The 19,019-nt window shown below is 38.0% G+C and carries 19 protein-coding genes and 1 pseudogene; 5 read left to right on the forward strand and 15 right to left on the reverse strand.

The window, feature by feature from the left end:
* Positions 1–61: 61 nt before the first annotated feature.
* Positions 62–2,770: an aconitate hydratase AcnA gene (acnA, locus tag FI644_RS23215; protein WP_142108866.1), complete on the reverse strand. Its 2,709-nt coding sequence runs from the start codon at positions 2,768–2,770 to the stop codon at positions 62–64.
* Between the two features lie 350 nt (positions 2,771–3,120).
* Here acnA and sspO point away from each other — a divergent pair, with 350 nt between their 5' ends.
* The gene (sspO, locus tag FI644_RS23220) at positions 3,121–3,273 is read left to right on the forward strand and encodes a small acid-soluble spore protein SspO (RefSeq protein ID WP_053475909.1); all 153 of its coding nucleotides are present in this window, start codon (positions 3,121–3,123) and stop codon (positions 3,271–3,273) included.
* A gap of 287 nt (positions 3,274–3,560) precedes the next feature.
* Here sspO and FI644_RS23225 read toward each other — a convergent pair whose 3' ends face one another.
* The gene (locus tag FI644_RS23225; RefSeq protein WP_053475908.1) at positions 3,561–3,821 is read right to left on the reverse strand and encodes a hypothetical protein; all 261 of its coding nucleotides are present in this window, start codon (positions 3,819–3,821) and stop codon (positions 3,561–3,563) included.
* Between the two features lie 113 nt (positions 3,822–3,934).
* On the opposite strand from FI644_RS23225, the gene FI644_RS23230 reads away from it, so the two are divergent.
* Positions 3,935–4,078, forward strand: coding sequence for a small acid-soluble spore protein P (locus FI644_RS23230; RefSeq protein WP_075209142.1), 144 nt, complete (start codon positions 3,935–3,937; stop codon positions 4,076–4,078).
* Between the two features lie 48 nt (positions 4,079–4,126).
* On the opposite strand, the gene selA is transcribed toward FI644_RS23230, so the two are convergent.
* A complete protein-coding gene (gene selA, locus FI644_RS23235; protein ID WP_053475907.1) occupies positions 4,127–5,530 on the reverse strand; it encodes an L-seryl-tRNA(Sec) selenium transferase in 1,404 nt (467 codons plus the stop codon).
* A 141-nt stretch (positions 5,531–5,671) separates the two neighbouring features.
* Complete coding sequence (locus FI644_RS27425; protein ID WP_342668482.1) at positions 5,672–5,908, reverse strand: Rdx family protein; 237 nt, start codon at positions 5,906–5,908, stop codon at positions 5,672–5,674.
* A 148-nt stretch (positions 5,909–6,056) separates the two neighbouring features.
* Here FI644_RS27425 and selD point away from each other — a divergent pair, with 148 nt between their 5' ends.
* Together selD and FI644_RS23250 are read left to right on the forward strand one after the other, a co-directional pair.
* Positions 6,057–7,109, forward strand: a complete 1,053-nt coding sequence (gene selD, locus FI644_RS23245; protein ID WP_082446566.1) for a selenide, water dikinase SelD — start codon at positions 6,057–6,059, stop codon at positions 7,107–7,109.
* 217 nt (positions 7,110–7,326) lie between these two features.
* Positions 7,327–8,067: an arylamine N-acetyltransferase family protein gene (locus FI644_RS23250; RefSeq protein ID WP_053475905.1), complete on the forward strand. Its 741-nt coding sequence runs from the start codon at positions 7,327–7,329 to the stop codon at positions 8,065–8,067.
* Positions 8,068–8,119: 52 nt separating this feature from the next.
* On the opposite strand, the gene FI644_RS23255 is transcribed toward FI644_RS23250, so the two are convergent.
* Positions 8,120–8,989 (reverse strand): serine hydrolase, encoded by an 870-nt coding sequence (locus FI644_RS23255; RefSeq protein ID WP_056684502.1) that lies wholly within the window; start codon positions 8,987–8,989, stop codon positions 8,120–8,122.
* 550 nt (positions 8,990–9,539) lie between these two features.
* Between FI644_RS23255 and FI644_RS27255 the strand changes: the two genes are divergently transcribed.
* Positions 9,540–10,607, forward strand: coding sequence for an HYR domain-containing protein (locus tag FI644_RS27255; protein ID WP_056684499.1), 1,068 nt, complete (start codon positions 9,540–9,542; stop codon positions 10,605–10,607).
* A 416-nt stretch (positions 10,608–11,023) separates the two neighbouring features.
* Here the strand turns inward: FI644_RS27255 and FI644_RS27430 are convergent, their stop codons facing one another.
* The 10 genes and pseudogenes from FI644_RS27430 to FI644_RS23305 form a co-directional block, all read right to left on the reverse strand.
* A complete protein-coding gene (locus tag FI644_RS27430; protein ID WP_075209303.1) occupies positions 11,024–11,107 on the reverse strand; it encodes an IS3 family transposase in 84 nt (27 codons plus the stop codon).
* The gene (locus tag FI644_RS26530; protein WP_181758143.1) at positions 11,108–11,251 is read right to left on the reverse strand and encodes a hypothetical protein; all 144 of its coding nucleotides are present in this window, start codon (positions 11,249–11,251) and stop codon (positions 11,108–11,110) included. It lies immediately after the preceding gene.
* 89 nt (positions 11,252–11,340) lie between these two features.
* Entirely contained in the window at positions 11,341–11,598 is a 258-nt protein-coding gene (locus tag FI644_RS23270; protein WP_053475901.1) for a hypothetical protein, read from the reverse strand.
* 190 nt (positions 11,599–11,788) lie between these two features.
* Entirely contained in the window at positions 11,789–13,966 is a 2,178-nt protein-coding gene (locus FI644_RS23275; RefSeq protein ID WP_082620661.1) for an HYR domain-containing protein, read from the reverse strand.
* A 286-nt stretch (positions 13,967–14,252) separates the two neighbouring features.
* Positions 14,253–14,511 (reverse strand): annotated as a pseudogene (gene uvrA, locus FI644_RS23280) (ABC-ATPase UvrA); the annotation flags it as partial.
* A 177-nt stretch (positions 14,512–14,688) separates the two neighbouring features.
* The gene (locus tag FI644_RS23285) at positions 14,689–15,444 is read right to left on the reverse strand and encodes an SAM-dependent methyltransferase (RefSeq protein ID WP_142108867.1); all 756 of its coding nucleotides are present in this window, start codon (positions 15,442–15,444) and stop codon (positions 14,689–14,691) included.
* 109 nt (positions 15,445–15,553) lie between these two features.
* Positions 15,554–16,033, reverse strand: coding sequence for a GNAT family N-acetyltransferase (locus FI644_RS23290; RefSeq protein ID WP_142109090.1), 480 nt, complete (start codon positions 16,031–16,033; stop codon positions 15,554–15,556).
* A 101-nt stretch (positions 16,034–16,134) separates the two neighbouring features.
* Entirely contained in the window at positions 16,135–16,728 is a 594-nt protein-coding gene (locus FI644_RS23295) for a TetR/AcrR family transcriptional regulator (RefSeq protein WP_181758144.1), read from the reverse strand.
* 180 nt (positions 16,729–16,908) lie between these two features.
* Positions 16,909–17,616, reverse strand: a complete 708-nt coding sequence (locus FI644_RS23300; RefSeq protein WP_053477517.1) for a DNA alkylation repair protein — start codon at positions 17,614–17,616, stop codon at positions 16,909–16,911.
* Positions 17,617–18,049: 433 nt separating this feature from the next.
* Positions 18,050–18,988 (reverse strand): L-threonine 3-dehydrogenase, encoded by a 939-nt coding sequence (locus FI644_RS23305; RefSeq protein WP_053475899.1) that lies wholly within the window; start codon positions 18,986–18,988, stop codon positions 18,050–18,052.
* Between the last annotated feature and the right edge of the window lie 31 nt (positions 18,989–19,019).

A 19,019-nucleotide genomic window follows, 5' to 3' on the forward strand; every position in this document is an offset into this window, starting at 1 on the left:
CAATTCTTCAAATAAAAAAGCATGCAATTTCATTTCTGAAATCACATGCCTTCATTACAATTTAGTTAGCTAGCTTCTCACGAAGAACCATTTGCAGGATTCCTCCATGACGGTAGTAATCAATTTCAACTTCTGAATCGAAACGAACAAGCACTTCAAATGATTTCTTGTTTCCATCTTCATCAGTTGCCGTTACTTGTACGAGATCACGAGGTCTCACATTTTCATCGACTTGAACATCAATTGTTTCTTTACCTGTTAAGCCTAAAGTTTCAGCACTTTCACCATCCTTGAATTGAAGTGGAAGAACACCCATTAATACAAGGTTTGAACGGTGAATACGCTCATAGCTTTCAGCAATTACAGTCTTGATGCCTAATAGGTTTGTACCTTTTGCAGCCCAGTCACGTGAAGATCCCATTCCATAATCCTTACCAGCAAGAACAACAAGACCCGTACCATCTTCTTTGTACTTCATACAAGCATCATAGATTGAAGTTACTTCCCCAGTTGGCCAGTAAGTTGTGAAGCCACCTTCTGTACCTGGTGCAATTTGATTACGAATACGAATGTTTGCGAAAGTTCCGCGCATCATCACTTCATGGTTACCACGACGAGATCCATAAGAGTTAAAGTCACGAACCTCAACACCATTTTCACGTAAATATTTTCCAGCAGGTGTATCTTTACCAATTGCACCAGCAGGAGAAATATGGTCAGTTGTTACAGAATCACCGAATTTACCAACAACACGCAAACCATTTAAAGGTTTTACTTCGTCTGGATCAGGCTTTAAGCCTTCAAAGAACGGTGGGTTCTGGATATAAGTTGATGTTTCATCAAATGTATATAGCGGTTCATTGCTTGTTTGGATTTTGTTCCAAAGGGCATTATCGCCAAATACATTTTCGTATTCTGAACGGAATAAATCAGGTGTAACTGTCCGTTTCACTACTTCATTGATTTCAGCAGATGTTGGCCAAATATCCTTAAAGAACACATCTTTACCATCTTTGTCTTTACCGATTGCTTCAATTTGAAGATCGATATCAACTGTTCCTGCAAGTGCATAAGCAACCACAAGAGGCGGTGATGCCAAGTAGTTCGCTTTAACAAGCGGGTGAATACGTCCTTCAAAGTTACGGTTACCTGAAAGAACGGATGTAACTAGAAGATCGCTTTCTGCAACCGCCTTTTCAATCTCCTCTTTTAATGGACCAGAGTTACCGATACATGTCGTACAGCCATATCCAACAAGGTTAAATCCTAATTGATCAAGGTATGGAAGTAATCCAGAATCACGCAAGTATCCAGTTACTACCTTTGATCCAGGTGCTAAGGATGTTTTTACAAACTTTGGCACTTCCATGCCAAGTTCAACAGCTTTTTTCGCAACTAAGCCTGCCCCAACTAATACATATGGATTAGAAGTGTTCGTACAGCTTGTAATCGCAGCGATTGCAACGGCACCTGTTTTCATTTGTGTTGTTTCACCATTGTTGAATTTTACTGTTACTTCTTTATTAATTTCCTTCTCATCTAAACCAAATCCTTGGTTTCCTTGAGAAGCTGTAATCGCTTGATTGAATTCTTTCTTCATTGCTGAAAGTGGAATTAAATCTTGAGGGCGCTTTGGTCCAGATAGATTTGCTTCAATTTCAGCCAGATTGATTTCAACAACATTTGTATATACAGGCTCTAATGACGGATCGAAGAATAATCCGTTTTCTTTGCTGTATGTTTCAACCACTTTAATTTGTTCTTCCGAACGTCCAGTTAAGCGCATATATTCAAGTGCTTCCGCATCAACCGGGAAGAACCCACATGTAGCACCATATTCTGGAGCCATGTTTGCAATAGTTGCACGATCAGCAAGTGGCAGCGCTGGCACACCAGGACCGTAGAACTCAACAAATTTACCAACAACACCATGAGCACGAAGCACTTGTGTTACTTTTAACGCAAGGTCAGTAGCTGTTGTACCATCTGGAAGCTCTCCAGTAAGTTTAACCCCTACAACCTCAGGAACTGGGAAATATGAAGGCTGTCCAAGCATACCTGCTTCTGCTTCGATTCCACCTACACCCCATCCAAGTACACCAATCCCATTGATCATTGTTGTATGAGAATCTGTCCCAACTAGTGTATCTGGGAATGCTTCAAATTCGCCATCTTCGTTTTCAAGTGCATGAACGACATTTGCTAAATACTCCAAGTTAACTTGGTGAACGATTCCTGTTGCAGGCGGAACAGCACGATAATTATCGAATGCTTTTTGTGCCCAGCTTAAGAATTGGTAACGTTCAGCGTTACGTTCAAATTCAAGCTCCATATTTAAATCCAATGCTTCTGCTGTACCAAATTTATCTACTTGCACAGAGTGGTCGATAACAAGGTCAACTGGCTTTAGCGGGTTGATTTTGTCTGGATCTCCACCCATATCTGCCATTGCTTTACGTAAAGATGCTAAGTCAACTACTGCAGGAACACCAGTAAAGTCCTGTAGGATAACACGTGAAGGCTTGAATGGCACATCCACTTCCTTCACTTCACTTGTTCCCCATTTTGCCAGGTTTTCAACATGTTCTTTCGTAATCACACGTCCGTCATATTGGCGTAATACAGATTCTAGTAATACTTTAATAGAATATGGTAATTTTGAAACATTTCCTACTCCAGCCTCTTCAAGAGCGCTTAAATGGTAATAGTTATAACGCTTCCCGTCTAATTCAAAAGACTTACGGGCATTAAATACATCATTTTTTGCCATGGGTGTATCCCCCTTTTACAATTTTACAATTAATTAAATATAGGAAGTTGTCGAAAAGTTGGAATTTTCATCTATCCTAACTTTTCTCACAATTCTTATCTTAATACAACCTTCTTTATATGTAAATAACAAGAAAGTTATTGGTTTCAATAAGTATTACTTATGTTAAAAAGAAGTTTTTAACTTTTTTTATTAAAAAGGTGAATTTTAGTGGATTTACTGATAATGATTTTCATTTGCTTTTGGATAAAAATTATTGTAGAAAAATATTATTTAAGACTATTTTCTATACTGGAAACAACACATAATTCCTCCAATAAAAGACAAACTTATACATGGAGGTGATTAAAATGGCAAAAAAGAGAAAAGCAAATCACATTATTCTAGGCATGAATGCTGCAAAAGGGCAAGGAATGGGTGCTGGTTTTAATGAGGAATTCGCCAATGAGCCACTGACAGAAGCACAAAAGCAAAACAACAAGAAAAGGAAAAAAAATCAATAATCGGGATTGGGAGGTGGGTAGATTTCTGCTTCCCTATTTTTTAGGTAGGTTAATTGAAAAAACCCGACAATTACATGCCGGGCAGTTTAACACTTATTTTTTATAAAGTATAATTTTGCAGCTTTTATGTTTTTTTGCAAGTTTCGAACCTATTTTTGCGAACAACAAAAGTATTTTTGCAAATTCCTCTGTTATTTGCAAAAGTTAAATTTTATATGCATGTTTCCGTTATTTTTTTGCAAACAATCAAACATTTTTTGCAATTCTTCTGTTTTATTTGCAAATCATTATTGAAACTCATTAACTTCCTGTACCATCGTGCTTAAGTCCTGCTGAAATTTCTCCAACTGTGCACGTTGTGTTTCTGAAGCCACTTCCAGCGCATTTTCAATTTGCTCATAAGCCTCATTCACTTCCTGTTTTAAATGCTTTAATTGGTGGCCGTAGCTTGCAGTATCTCTAACAATTTCATGATACAATTCTTCTGCATCCTCTACTCCCTGCTGGGCTGCTTGGAATGCTTGCTGTTTGTTTTTTTGATATGGCATGTTCTATTCACTCCTTCTTCATTTTGTACAATTAAATTGTGCAGTCCAATTAAAAAATATTCCGCATAATTTCTCATTTAGATTCCATCCTATTGATTAGGAGGGATGAAGAAATGAATAAGAACGATGGCAAGGATATGCGAAAAAATGCCCCAAAAGGGGATAATCCCGGTCAGCCAGAACCACTTAGCGGATCAAAGAAAGTGAAAAACCGCAATCATTCGAGACAAAAGCATAACAGCAATCACGATATGTAAAGTTATTAATAAACAGCTGTCGCTTATCGCTTCAGCTGTTATCCTTGTCTATATTAAAGTTAGTGAATAAAGGAGATGGACTTCTTCTTCCTTCGTTACAGCCCTTAAATCTATTAGAACTTCTTCTTTATGGATTCTAACAATCACTCCAGGTGAGAAACCCATTCTTAGCTTCCTTGCGAGCTGGTCCGCGCTCATTTTCTTATGTTTAATAACTGCAACATAAGTATAGAGCTCAACATCTGGCATCGTGCCTCCGCCTACTTGTCCAATGCTTTCCTTTAATGTTGCATCGTACAGATCAGTGCTGCTTAAAAGCTTGCTGATAAAGGCTTGCGTTCTTCTTTCCAGTTCTTCCTTTGAAGTTAATAAATCTCTAATCACAGGAATATTTTTCATCCCTGCATCCCCTTTTAAATAATCTATTAAAGTGCCTTCCAATGCAGCAAGTGTCATTTTGTCCACTCGTAAAACCCTTGCAAGCTGATGCTTCTTTAACTGATTTATTAGTTCCTTCTTACCCGCAATAATTCCTGCCTGCGGACCACCAAGCAGCTTATCCCCGCTAAATGAAACAAGATCCGCACCCTTTTGCAGCACTTCCTTAACTACCGGTTCATCGCCAATTCCTTTCTCTTCAAAATTAAAAAGCGCACCACTCCCTAAATCCTCGTAAAAAAGAATATTCCGTTCTTCCGCAAGCGATGCCAAATCTTCCGTTTCTACTGTTTTTGTAAAACCAATCACTTTAAAATTGCTTGTATGAACTTTTAAAACCATCGCCGTATGTTCAGTAATCGCTCGCTCATAATCTGCAAGATGTGTTTTATTTGTTGTACCTACTTCAACGAGTTCTGCACCACTTTCTTCCATTATAGAAGAGATCCGAAAAGAACCGCCGATTTCGACAAGCTGGCCTCTTGATACAATCACTTGACGGTTATTTGCTAATGCCTTAAGTATGAGGAAGACCGCTGCCGCATTATTATTTACAACCATAGCAGCCTCTGCACCTGTTAGCTCTTTCAACAGTCCTTCAATATGACTATGCCTTGAGCCACGCTCACCTTCTTCAAGCTTATACTCTAAATTGGAATAATGTAAGGCTGTTTCAAGCACATGTTTTACAGCACGTTCACTCAGTCTGGCACGTCCTAGGTTTGTATGCAGAATTGTCCCCGTTGCATTAATCACTCGTTTAATCGTGTAGCTATATTGCTTACCTACATGTTCCTCTAAACGCTGAAAAAGTAAATCTACAAATTGCTGACTGCCTGGATCAGATCCTTGCCATTTTCCATTGATAATTTCAGCACGAACGTTTTCAAGTACTTTTTTCATTTCATTTGTCATATGTATTGAATCAATCCCGCTCTTCTCCAACAATAGAACAAAACGCGAATCCTTTTGGAGCTCATGAACAGGAGGTATATTTCTTAGTAACTTCTTCAACTTGCCCCCTCCTTCTCTTGCAGATTTATTATATACCATTTTTGCCTTAGGGCTAAAGGAAGTCTAATTAACATTTTAGTTTACATAATATTTTTATATAAAACAAACCTTCCCTTTATATAGAGAAGGTTTGTTAAAAGGCTATGCTTCCATTTTTCCAATTACTTCTTGTGCTTTCGGAAATAAGCCTGTTTCATCTTTAGAGTAAATTTTCTCTCCGTTGACAGTCACTTCGAAAACCCCGCCAGAGCTAGGAACTAATTCCAATTTCTTGATATTTGTTCGAAAATGTGTAAATAACTCTTCCGCGAAACTCGCGGCCTTCGGTGCATAGTTTCACTGCATACAAAATTCGACTTTAACTTCGTAGGTTTTCATATCATTGACCTCCAAGTATAAATTCTCGAAACATTCATATTTTTTCACTTCTATTGTAGTATAAATGCAGTTTTTCCACAAATGTTGAAATACTATCAAGTGATTTTACTCAGTAATAGAGGTATACTGATGGTTGGAGGTGGTATCAGTGAGTGAGCAAGAAAAAATTCGTTTGACATCTTTATCAACAAAAGCTGGCTGAGGCTGCAAAATTGGTCCTGAGGACTTGTCGCAAGTTTTGCGACTGCTGCCGAAACAAGATCCAGTTCCAGAATTGCTTGTTGGCCATGAAACAAGCGATGATGCTGGTGTGTATCAATTAACAGATTCAATTGCATTAATACAAACAATCGATTACTTTACTCCGATCGTCGATGATCCATATATGTTTGGCCAAATTGCCGCTGCAAATGCGCTTAGTGATGTCTATGCTATGGGAGGTCAGCCCAAAACAGTCCTAAATATTGTTGGTTATCCTGTTAAAAAACTGGGACCTGATATATTAGCAGAGATACTTAGAGGTGCAGCTGATAAGGTGAAAGAAGCCGGCGCAATTACGGTAGGAGGACATTCCATTGATGATCAAGAGCCTAAATTTGGTCTTTCTGTAACAGGTATTGTTCATCCAAACCATGTATGGAAAAATGTTGGTGCCAAGCCAGATGATGTACTGGTCCTAACAAAGCCGATTGGTGTTGGAATCATGACAACCGGGATTAAACGTGGAGTTGTGACCTTAGAACAAGAAAGAGAAGTAACCGAAACTATGGCTTCTCTTAATAAAATCGCTGCTGAAATTTTGACTTTCTTTACACCCCATGCGGTAACCGATGTGACTGGATTTGGTCTACTAGGTCATGGAAGCGAAATGGCTCGAGGAAGTAATGTAAGCCTTGAAATTGATTATAATCGTATCCCTATTCTTGATGGTACATATGAACTTGCTGTGAAAGGGGTCATTCCTGGAGGCACAAAAGCAAACTATAACTGGCTTGTGGATGACGTTGATTATGGCACCGTGGCACCTGATGAACAATATATTCTTTGCGATGCGATTACATCAGGAGGATTGCTTGTTGCCATGAGTAAAGAAGAGGCAGATCAATATGTTCAACAATTACATCATGCCGGGCTTCATTGTGCATCTATTATTGGGAGAGTATCCGAAAGACAGGAAAAACTGATTTATTTGATAAAGTGAAACTTCAATTAGTGGGGGGCTTCATCCCCCACTGATTGTTAGTTGAACTAATCACGCTCAGGTACGCCACGTCCTGTGGCTTTCGCCTGACTAGGACATCCTGTCAGTCGTCGGGCATTTACGGGATGTTGATCCCCCACTTGGAATTTTCTGTTCTCTCAATTTCTGAGTTGGGATTTTACAGCCCGTTAATCTGCGAGAAAGTGAAGGTGTTTTTATGGATGTTCAGGCATACTTAAAACGCATTTCGGTAAAAAAGGAAGAGCAGTTAACATTAGAATATCTGGCAAAACTCCAGAAAAATCATATGGAAAATATCCCATTTGAAAATTTAGATGTCACACGTAAAGTGGAAATTAAATTAATCATCGATCGCTTTCATGAAAAAGTTATGGGAAATGGGCGAGGAGGATTTTGCTATGAACTTAACGGGCTATTCCAACTGCTCTTAACAAATCTAGGCTATCATTCTCACCTCATAGCTTGCACCGTGAAAAAGCCTGAAGGGTGGGCAAAAGCAGATACACATGCTGCTATTATTGTTCACTTAGACCGTCCCTACCTTGTAGATGTTGGCTTCGGGGACTCTGTTCGACAGCCAATTCCCTTAACAGGAGTGGAACAGACGGATGTAAGCGGGACTTATCGAGTCATTCAAACTGAGCAAGGTTCATTTGATTTACAACGTTTTGATGAAAATCAATGGCAGACACTCTATCAATTTACAACCGCTGTTAAAAATATTGAAGATTTTACAGAAGGATGTCTATATAATCAAACGTCTCCAGACTCTACTTTCACACATGGTGATATCGTTACAATCGCGACTGCAGATGGCCGAATAACCTTATCTGGCTTAACCGTTACCCAAACGAAAAATGGGCAAAAGGAAAAATGGGAGCTTTCTGAGAAAGAAAAAATAAAGTTTCTTGAAAAACATTTTTATATTAAAATGTAAAAGGACTGCATTCGTTGCAGTCCTTAAGCCCATAGCAATAGTATCATTTGATCTATATTTTAAACTGAAAGATTCGGATCATCCGTGATATAACAATTATTAGACTCATTATAGAAGCTATTCCAAGCCAAATAATAATACTCGGCATTGTCATAAAGATTCCTTTCTGATTAAGAACTCTCCCACCCCCAATAAATGTCATGATTTGTGGAATAAAGATAAGCAGAAAGAGCGGGATCAGCCTAATAATGAGATAGAAAAATGAGAGCCATTTTGGACGTTTTTTGTATTTTTTCTCCCAGTCTGTTATACGAAGTAAGTTTCTAATTTCTAAAATGATAGTCAACACAATTAGAACGATCATTCCTATTTCTAGAAGTTTGCTGCCAAAAAAAGACTCTTCCGGTGGATGATTGGCTAATATCTTTGTAATCCCACTTATAAAAGAAGAATAGTCAACAAATGTATTCAACCCACTATTAAATAGCATGACGACACCATATCCATCTTCCGGCAATAAAACTTCTTCAGCTTTGTATGTCCATAAAATTCCGCTATGCTGAACTTGTTTTTTCCCATCCTCTGTTTCTCCGATATTCCAACCCATTCCATATGATATCTCTGAACTTGCAGAAGTTTGCATTATTTGAATACCATTAGAACTTAGTATTTGCTTATTCTTATACATCCCGCCATTTTGTTGTGAGATTAACCATTTCGCCATATCGTCAGCTGTAGAAACAATACCTGCTGGACCATCGATAAACCATTCTGGCTCATTTAGCCTAAGTGTAGAAGGCAAAACTTTAGAAAATATAAAGAAAAGTATTAAGAAAATCTTAATTTTAATTAGGTTAATGAATTCGCAATCAAATGTTGAATGGGAAAAAAGGCTAAATATGAAATGCATAAAACCTTTCATAAATAGGCTCGTTAATTGACTTTCTTGCTGTTTTAAAAATAGCCTTCAAATATGGCATCTGAGAAATTTTTTTAATATAAACTTTTAAAAGGCAAATCGGCTTTCATAGGTCTAGCCTAGTTTAAAAATAAAACTAAACAGCCCAAAACTTTCCAATCATAGAACCTTGGAAGGTTATTTAATATTCCTAAATTTAGTATAGTATGAGATATTTTAAGCTTTTAGAGAAAAATATTGACAAACTATTAGCTAGTTTTGCTGAATAAGAAAAGTTGTTTTTTTGTTGCCTTTTCTTTTAGGTTAATGTCCAATTTCTCCTGTTCCCACTTGTACAAACTCCTTAAGGATAATTTTACATATAGTATGGTGAAGGTATAGATACAACCAAGGAAGGATTTTTAATTGTTTAATAATTCATTTAGTGGTCAAGTTTTCAACGTCATTATGTTGTCCAACTAATCTCTAAAAACCAAGTCACGTGATTTGGATTGTAAGTAAGGACCTGTTAAACCAGTATATTTAGGAAAAATATATGGAAGGAGAACAATGAATGGTAACCTTTTTCTTTACGGGAGATCTTCAAACATTTTCTATCCCACCAGATGTATGCTCTATAACCATCCGTGCTGTGGGTGCAGCAGGTGGCAATGGTGGGAATATCCCTGATTTTGGAACTAATGGTGGTGCTGGTGGAATCGGTGCTTCGATTCAAGGTGATTTTTCGGTGACCCCTGGAGAAACCCTATCCATATTGGTCGGAGGAGCAGGAATGAATAGCACTACAAGTGCTGGCGGCGGCGGCGGCGGTTCTTTTATTTGGCGTGGAAATGACTTCTCTGATTTAAGCCTTGCATCCCTTCTAATTGCTGCTGGTGGCGGCGGTGGCGGTGGCCAGGGTGAAATTACTAATGGTAATCCTGGAATAGATGCTTCGATTACTACAAATGGAACTGCTGGGAATCCTGGTGGTAGCGGCGGAACAAACGGCAATGGTGGTAGCGCCGTTGATAGCGGCGGTGGTGGCGCAGGCGTCTTTACAGATGGTGGTAGTGTTGGAGGTGGCGGTGGCGGTGGAACCGCGATCGACGCTGGAGGAATTGGCGGTACGGGTAGTGGTGGCGGAGGTACTGGTGGTTTTGGCGGTGGCGGTGGTGGCGCTTTCGATGGTGGCGGTGGTGGCGGCGGTTTTAGCGGTGGTGGTGGTGGTCAACAAATTGCAAATGCTGGTGATGGTGGCGGTGGCGGTGGCGGTTCTTTTAATGCAGGCAGCAACCAGATCAATACTGCCGGTGGCGGACAAGGGAACGGAGTCGTTGAAATTACCCTTATCCCTGATACTATACCACCAACCATCGAATGTCCTCCTGACATCACCGTTTTCAATGATCCAGGTTCAAATGGAGCTATTGTAGATTATCCACCTCCAACCGTGAGCGATAACTGCTCAGCTGTCACTACTGTTTGTTCGCCAGCATCTGGTTCTTTCTTTCTTCCCGGTACGACATCGGTCACTTGTACCGCAACAGATGCTGCTGGAAATACCAGCACTTGTACTTTCGATGTGACAGTGGTTGTTGATCCTTGTCGGTTTTTTAGTGGTAGATGTAGACGAAGATAGCAAGCTTTTTAATCTACACTATCTCGTATATTATATAGTAATATATTTATAGAAAAAGCGGTGTGGTGTAGTGATATGCTCCCTATAAAGTAGACAGATGAAATAACAAAAATCTGTTTATTATGGACTGATCCATAGTTTTAAGACTTAGAAAAAACACCTATGCTGCCTGTCCTTTAAATTCAATAGGGGATAGGTAGTTTAATTTTGCCTGAATGCGTATCCACAATTTCATTGTTATACAAGTCTATAATTGTTGATAAATACAACATTGTTGTCCCATAAAGTAAATATGTAATATCTATTACCCATTTTTCATTGGGTTTAATTTCACTGAACTGACAATTTAAAAGATTTTCTACTACCATATTACTTTCCCCGTTTAAGTATTTTGGTCGTTTCACTTTAATTTGACACTACACTTTGTATTTCTGCATGATTCTTTGGACAGTTTTCCGATTTACAACTAACTGGTATTTTCGCTTAAGTAAAGCTTTTATTTAACGGTGTCCATAACGAAAATATTTTTCTTCACAACGAGCGACAATTAGCTCCTCTAAAACTTGGCGATACTTTTTCTTCCAGCGATAATAAGTCGCTTTTGGTACTTTCAAAATGGCTAATATACTGATGATAGAATACATAGAACAAAGATCTTCAACAATCTTTAAGATTATCTCCGGCTCTATCTCCTTTCTAACTCTTGGTACTTTTTTAGAATTTCCAACTGTGTCTATAATTGTTTGTTCTTTCTTCTTAATTCCTCTACTTTACTTAATCCATATGGTCCCTTACCGTATGTGTATTGTTTGCCAACAGGCTGAGAAAATCTGTGAATCCGTCCTTCTCTATGCCATTTCATCCAAGTTTTAATTTGATAAACATTTTTAATGCCCAATTGGTCCATAATAGCGTGGTTGGTAAATCCTTTTTGTTTTAACTCGATCACTTTCCACTTAATTTCCTCTGGGTAATGAACTCTTGTCCCCATAAGAAAAACACCTTCAAAATCGTATAAGTAATAAATACGACTCAGGGGGTGTTTTTTCCTTGTCTCATTTTACTGGGTCACTCTACAGCTCAAGGGGGTTTTTGATTTGAGAATTTCCGAAATTAATTTTATGTTAACTAGATGTGTATAAAGTATTCATTTCTTTTTGATCCCATGTGTGGTTTAATCGTTATCTCCTTCGACTGCATCTGCCGCTAAAAAACCGACAAGGATCTACAATTACTCTCACGTTGAACGAACAAGTACTGGTATTTCCTGCAGCATCTGTAGCGATACAAGTGACAGTGGTATTACCGGGAGGAAAGAAAGATCCAGATGCTGGTGTACATAAAGCAGTAACGTTAGGACAATTGTCGCTTACTATTGGATCTGGAAAATTGACAATAGCTCCGTTTGTACCTGGATCATTAAATAATGTAATATCTTCAGGGCAATCAATCACCGGCACTTCGACATCGTTTACTGTTACTGTAAACGAACATTCTGCTGTATTTCCAGAGGTATCAGTAGCTAAACATGTCACTAAAGTAGTTCCAATAGGAAAAAGGGAACCTGATGCTGGTGTACAAACAAATGTTGCTCCAGGACAGTTATCATTTATGGTTGGCGGTGGAAAGTTCACTACTGCCCCACAAACACCAGGGTCATTATCCTGAGTGATGTTACCTGAACAGATAATAGTCGGTGGTTCGACATCGTTGACTGTGACCATAAAGGAACATTCCGCCGATCCTCCACAAATGTCGGAAGCCGTACAATTGACGATGGTGGTACCCACTGGGAACAGAGAACCAGAAGGCGGGCTGCAGCTAAAAGTCACTCCAGGACAGCTAGTACTTACAGTTGGATTTGGATAGTTGACAATGGCTCCGCATACACCCGGGTCATTATTTTGAGTGATGTTACCTGAACAAACGATAGTTGGTATGCGTTCTAGATCGCTAATGTTTCCAAAGATATCTTGACTGTTGTTACTCCGAGTGTCAGTCCATACTGAGATTAACTTTTCCGGTTCTGGCAAAGCTGGTGGAATAAAGGCCGAGTAGATATAATCACCAATAAATGTACTAGGATTACCAAAGGTTGGATCAGCATTAGGGTTAAAAGAAACGTCGGTTATCCGTGTATTTGTAAAATTGACTCCTCCATCAATAGAAACTGCTAAAAAAACATCTAGAAGAGTAGTAGATTCACGGTTTGTATAGTAAATAACAGTTACCGTGCCACTGCATGGAGAAACCGATACAAACGGGAAAAAATTTTGGGTATCCTCTGGACTATTGTCAACACGAGTGGGGGGAGACCAGTTTGCTCCACCATCATCGGAGAAAGACAAAAGAATATGAGCATTGGATGTGCCGTAAGCCTGCCATACAGCATACACTCTTGCAAAGTTCGCAGAACCAAAACATTCGGATGTATCTACCCCAAGAAAAGCAAAGGTAGGGACACGGAATGCCCATTCAGGTACCTCCGCAGTTAGTGTAAAAGGAACTCGAACAATAGGACTGACATTAACAGTGGGACCGAAATTTACCCCTTCATCATCTGACCGGCGAATTCGAAACGTGGCGTTAGTGAAATCTCCCTCAATCCAAGCAACATATACTTCTCCATTCGGACCTACTTGAACATTTGATCCTTGGACAAAGGGAGCTCCTCCAATTGCCGCTGAGATGGCGACTGGCGCCATCCATGTCGAACCACCATCTTCAGACCTTTGAAGTAAAATTTGAGAGGTGGCTGCAGCATCATTAGTAAACCTAGTATAGCTAATATAGGCATTCCCTTGAAACGGACTTGTTAGCGTCTTGTCGAATGCAAGATATTCCTTATCATCAAAGAAATTATTGTCTATTCCAGAAACATTAATGGCATTAGAAAAAGTTGCTCCATCGTCAACTGACCGATAAACAATGATGGATGCCCTATCTACTGTATCTGAAACAGGTTGAACAGCGATACCAGCTAATAACCACCTATTGTTTAAATCGGCATCTATGATTGGGTCGCTTGTATTTCTAAATCCTGCTGGAACTGGGAGAAACGAAGTTGTGAATGAAGCACCTCCATTAGTGGATCGATATACCCCGAATTGAGGAAATCCATTTGCAAGTGTATAGGCGTGAGAAGCAGCAATGATTGACGAGGGATTATTTGGATTGACCGCTACAGTAGGCTCATTTTCGGGCCGTCCATTTAAAGTTGAGATTCGAAAATCTGTTGAATCCACTTGTAGTATTGATACGGATGTATTTTCTTCATTCTCCTCATGTTCTTCACTTTGCACTATCATTTGTTGCATTGGAGGTGGACTCGTTATCCTTTTTATTCTTTCTTCTGACATAATCTATTACCGCCTTTCTGGTTATTCATAAACTAAACTGATTCTGGATTTTGCCTTAGTTTGATAATATATACCAAATGTCCTTGTTATCTAAAAACTTAATAAACTTCCCTTAAATCGGTTTGGGCGACTTTTGGTTGCCTTTCAAAAATAAATTGTGAAGAGGTCTTTCCTCTTAATTACAAAGTTCTAAATAATATATGCTAAGACAAACATCTAGTGCTTAGACTTAATACCCAAAGGAATAGTTTTATTTTTCACCTCCAATGATCTTCTGATTGAAATATACATCATGCTCTATTAGTAAAACAGTATTCCCTAAATCTCTTAACCCCTTTAATACATTTACTAGACCTAATGTATCCTTTGGGTGCAATCCAACAGTCGGCTCAACCATGATGTAAAGGACACCTGTTAAGGCTGAATCTAGAAGTGCGGATAACCTTACTCTTTGGGCTTCCCTCCGGATAAAGTAATTACTTGACGTCCAATGTTAAGTAGCCCAATCCAATTTTTATAATTCTAGTAAGTTTGGTTGACAAATCCTGATCTAATATTCAATTTCTTGCTGCTTTTTTCGGGCCAATTTCTTATTGGACTAAACATAAAAATAGAGTGTCCGATACTAATGGACACCCTCTAAAAACCTTATGTACTTATGATACTGTCACCGTTAAATTCATGGGAATTTTTGTTTACTAGTTATTATATTACATTTTCTTTTAAATTGATTTTCTAAACAAATACAATCCAAATCCTAAAGTATCTCTCCCCCACTTCAAGTAAGTTGTTCTCCATTTCCGAATTCGGTTTAGCATCGCATCTCGATCTGAATCATCAGGATTTTCCTGACAATAATTTTCAATTGATGAGGAATAAAGCCATTCGTATTCATCCCACTCATCATCGTTTGAAACATATGACCATAGAGGAACTAAACCCAAATCCTCACCAACCATTACATTCTCTGCATGGGTTTTTAGTTCCGACTCATCCACTCCTCCAAGAGCAGCTAAATACTCCTTACTAGGAGACTGTTTCCAATAACCTTCACCGATTAGAATATATCCATTTTTCTTAACTACCCGATTCAGTGTCTGTAATGTTGATTCCAATCCACCTAATGCATGTGTTGAACCAATGCACATACCTAGTTCATAACCTTCTTTTATACATTTATCGATTGCAGTCCTCGCATCACCCACGATAAATTCTAAACGGTCATCAGGAATTCTGCCGTTTGCATTCCTTTTTGCTTCCTTAATGGCACCTTCATACAATTCTATTCCAGTTGCGGATACATTATATTTTTCGATTAGACGAATGATTAGTTCACTTTTACCAGAACCAATATCAATAACCGTATCCAGTGAATCCAATGAAATCATTTCAAGCATTTTCATCATCTTTGTCTCACTAATTGGGTTACTGAAAGCATGATTACGGTGCGCAATCGCTGAAAACTTATTTCTATCCAAATTTAACAACTCCTTTAGAGCTGAATATTTAATCCAATTACCAAAATATGTTAATTTTAATGAAAGCTATTATCCGGTAAATATAAAAAACTTGCAAATTATAAATTATCTACTGCTTAATATATTCGGATTGAAGAATCCCCATATGAAAAATGTCATGCCAATGACCATTTCTAAACAAGGACTGTCTGCTAACCCCTTCATGTTTAAAGCCAATTTTCGTATATAAATTTATCGCTTTTTCATTAAACGAAAACACTCTTAGTGATACTCGATGTAAATTCATTTCCTGAAAGGCATAATCGAGCAATAATTTTAATGTCTCTTTTGCGTATCCCTTTCCCCAGAAATCCTTTTCACCAATATCAATAATACATTCACCATTTCTATTTTTATAATCAATATTAATTAATGATGTAATACCAATGGACTTATTTAATTCCTTTTCAAATATTATATAACTTTTTGAAGAACTGGAGCTTAATATAACATTTTCCACAAATTCTTTTGTATCTTGTAATGTATAAAGATCTAGTGAGGGATTTGTTGATACCATGACATCCATATCATTTCTCCAAGAATGATACATTTCTGCATCCTCACTTACCAATTTTCTTAAACTGATTCTATTAGAGTTAAACAATACATTACTCTCCCTTATTAAATAAGTTCAACTGCCATTCCTAGTTTTTAATTTTCCACCCCAAGTAAATAATAGAGTGAACTATGAAAAACTTCTAACTGATCATTCACAAAATTAGAAGTCTCGCCAAGCTGTGAAGTATTTAGCATGAGACCATCTACAAATGAAAGCATAAAATGTGCAATAGATCTAACATCTTTTTGAGGTGCAAATTCTCCTGACTCAACTCCTTGTTGAAGAAAATTTGTGATTCCCTCAATAACTCTCTTATGTCTTTGCTCAAAAAAAGTAGTATCTTCTAATGAAAAGAAATATTCTGCCCTTGCTTGAACAAGTGATGGTTGACGCAACAGATCTACTACTTCCTTGTAAATCAAGGTATTCAACTGATCAACAAATTTCATATTGCAGACTTCTTCTATAAAAGTAAAAGAATGATTATCTACTATTGCTAAAACTTCCAAAAAAACTTGCTCAATACTATCGAAATAAGAATATAGAGTTCCTCTTGCTATATTTGCTTCAAGCATGATGTCATTCATTGAGGTATCTGTGTAACCTTTAGTTTCAAATACTTTTTTCGCAGCGTGAGCTATTTCTAATTGTTTTTTTCTCCGATAAGCTTCAGTTACTTTTGGCACAAATATTACTACCTCCTTCTCATTAAAATGAACAACAATGTCTATTTTAAAATACTAGACATTGTTGTTCATTTTCAAGTCTTATTTTTACTGTACTTACACTCTTCCCCTTGAACGTTTTGTAACTTCAACAAAAAGAGTATTGATCCTTTTTGGATCAACACCCCTATGAATGTTATTTTAACACCTTACATATTTACGTTTGAAACCCAGCTTCCCTCTATCAATTTCTTTTTGAATACTTTCGTAAGCGTTTAGGAAACTGCTTTTTTTCATTCCCCGTTTGACTTCTACTATGCCTACTTCCTTTGCGGTCTCGACTGCCTTTTCATGAAGAGGCAAATATGAAATCCCCACAGTGTATAGAAAATTATTCATAGCGGATTTCGTTCGCTCTGGCGAATCGTGAATCGTATCTTTCACAAAATCAAGCAGATTGAAAATCTTACTTTCAGAAAACTCATTGTCCTTACGATTCCCTAAAAGCCAGCAATAGCAACTCCAGCCCCCTGACATTCTCAGCTCATTACCGCTTGCAATCCACTTATCTGAAACGTCTTGGGCAATATCTGACTCTGATAAAGTTACTGCCACCACATAATCGGACAGCATATAAAAATACGCTCCATCCATCCAACGGTCAAAATCCGATTCATTCATTGCTTTTGGATCTGCAATAATCCCTGCAAAGTACATGGCATCGTAGTTACCTGTGGCGTAAAGCTCTTCAGCTAAAGATTGATTTATTTTTATTTTCTTTGCAATTGGTTTCATGGCACCAGTTGCCACTCCAAAAAGCGGATCATGCGCACCATTGGATATGTACATTTTTTTAGTTCGTTCCTTACCAAGGGCTTCAAGCTCTCGCATAACTGTTTCGAAATCCATAGTTTTGCACTTCCTCCTTAAAAATACCCAATTAATTGTGAAAAAGGTTTGTTTCTTTACCAGTCTTTCATACTTCTCTATTTTACCATTATTCATTTCAAGTAATTGGACTACAGCCAACATTTTTAGAAAATCCTCCATGTTATAATGTATTAGAAGTAATTTTGGGAGGGATTAAAATTGAGAAGCGAATACGAAATGATGGAATTAATTCTTGGTATCGCCAAAAAAGATGAAAGAATATAAACTAAATTACGAATATCCAGAATATGATGAACAAATAACTAACTATACTCAAAAAATTTATCATTCCTTATATCTGTCAAAGGAGAAAAGGAGAAGCTGAATACTTTGACTTTATCAGCATCTCCTCATACATTCATCTTGGAATAGATTTAAAAAGGACAGCTAATCATAGCTGTCCTTTCCATGTTTACTTGCTCAGTTTCTCTAACATATCTGCTGTCATTTTTGCTAAATCAAATTCCGCTTTAAAGCCCCACTCTTCCTTGGCTGCACTAGCATCGATTGAATTTGGCCAGCTATCGGCAATTTTTTGACGAACAGGATCGACGTTATAGTTCATTTCAAAGCTTGGGATATGCTTGCGGATTTCAGCTGCAATTTCTTCTGGATCAAAGCTCATTGCCGTCACATTAAATGAATTTCTGTGTAATAATTTGGATGCATCAGCCTCCATTAATTCGACAATTGCATTTAATGCATCAGGCATATACATCATATCCATATATGTTCCTTTATCAATATAAGATGTATATCGTCTATTTTTAATGGCCTCATAATAAATTTCAACTGCATAGTCCGTAGTTCCACCTCCAGGAGGAGTTACATAGGAAATCAAGCCAGGAAATCTTAATCCTCTCGTATCAACACCAAACTTATGATAGTAATAATCAGCTAGCAGCTCACCAGCTACTTTATTTACCCCGTACATTGTTGTCGGACGCTGAATGGTATCCTGAGGTGTATGATCCTTTGGCGTAGAAGGGCCGAACGCTCCGATTGAGCTAGGTGTGAAAAACTGACAGCTTAATTCCCTTGCAGTTTCTAGTGCATTCATAAGTCCACCCATGTTTAAATTCCAAGCGAATACAGGATTTGCCTCTGCAGTCGCAGATAGCAGTGCTGCCATATGAATAACTGTATCAACTTTATATTTCTTCGCTACCTCAATCATCGTTTTTGAGTCAGTTACGTCTACCACTTCAAAAGGACCCGACTGTGCAGCTTCTGTTTCATTTTTTCGAATATCTGTTGCAATCACATTATCTGTACCATAAATATCTCTGAGCTTAACAGTTAATTCAGACCCAATTTGCCCTAATGCACCTGTAATAAAGATCTTTTTCATTGATTGCCTCCATCTCTTCCCTTTTCGAAAG

The organism is Cytobacillus solani, from assembly GCF_006704205.1.
GTDB classification, from domain to species: domain Bacteria; phylum Bacillota; class Bacilli; order Bacillales; family Cytobacillaceae; genus Cytobacillus; species Cytobacillus solani.

Excerpts from the sequence above, each read along its gene's own strand:
- FI644_RS23230 (WP_075209142.1), top strand. The coding sequence starts at position 3,935 with ATGAATAAGAACGATGGCAAGGATATGCGAAAAAATGCCCCAAAAGGG.
- acnA (WP_142108866.1), bottom strand. The coding sequence starts at position 2,770 with ATGGCAAAAAATGATGTATTTAATGCCCGTAAGTCTTTTGAATTAGAC.
- FI644_RS23250 (WP_053475905.1), top strand. The coding sequence starts at position 7,327 with ATGGATGTTCAGGCATACTTAAAACGCATTTCGGTAAAAAAGGAAGAG.
- FI644_RS27255 (WP_056684499.1), top strand. The coding sequence starts at position 9,540 with ATGGTAACCTTTTTCTTTACGGGAGATCTTCAAACATTTTCTATCCCA.
- FI644_RS23270 (WP_053475901.1), bottom strand. The coding sequence starts at position 11,598 with ATGGGGACAAGAGTTCATTACCCAGAGGAAATTAAGTGGAAAGTGATC.
- FI644_RS23255 (WP_056684502.1), bottom strand. The coding sequence starts at position 8,989 with ATGAAAGGTTTTATGCATTTCATATTTAGCCTTTTTTCCCATTCAACA.
- FI644_RS23275 (WP_082620661.1), bottom strand. The coding sequence starts at position 13,966 with ATGTCAGAAGAAAGAATAAAAAGGATAACGAGTCCACCTCCAATGCAA.
- FI644_RS26530 (WP_181758143.1), bottom strand. The coding sequence starts at position 11,251 with ATGTATTCTATCATCAGTATATTAGCCATTTTGAAAGTACCAAAAGCG.
- FI644_RS23225 (WP_053475908.1), bottom strand. The coding sequence starts at position 3,821 with ATGCCATATCAAAAAAACAAACAGCAAGCATTCCAAGCAGCCCAGCAG.
- FI644_RS23305 (WP_053475899.1), bottom strand. The coding sequence starts at position 18,988 with ATGAAAAAGATCTTTATTACAGGTGCATTAGGGCAAATTGGGTCTGAA.
- sspO (WP_053475909.1), top strand. The coding sequence starts at position 3,121 with ATGGCAAAAAAGAGAAAAGCAAATCACATTATTCTAGGCATGAATGCT.
- FI644_RS23300 (WP_053477517.1), bottom strand. The coding sequence starts at position 17,616 with ATGGATTTCGAAACAGTTATGCGAGAGCTTGAAGCCCTTGGTAAGGAA.
- FI644_RS23290 (WP_142109090.1), bottom strand. The coding sequence starts at position 16,033 with ATGTATCATTCTTGGAGAAATGATATGGATGTCATGGTATCAACAAAT.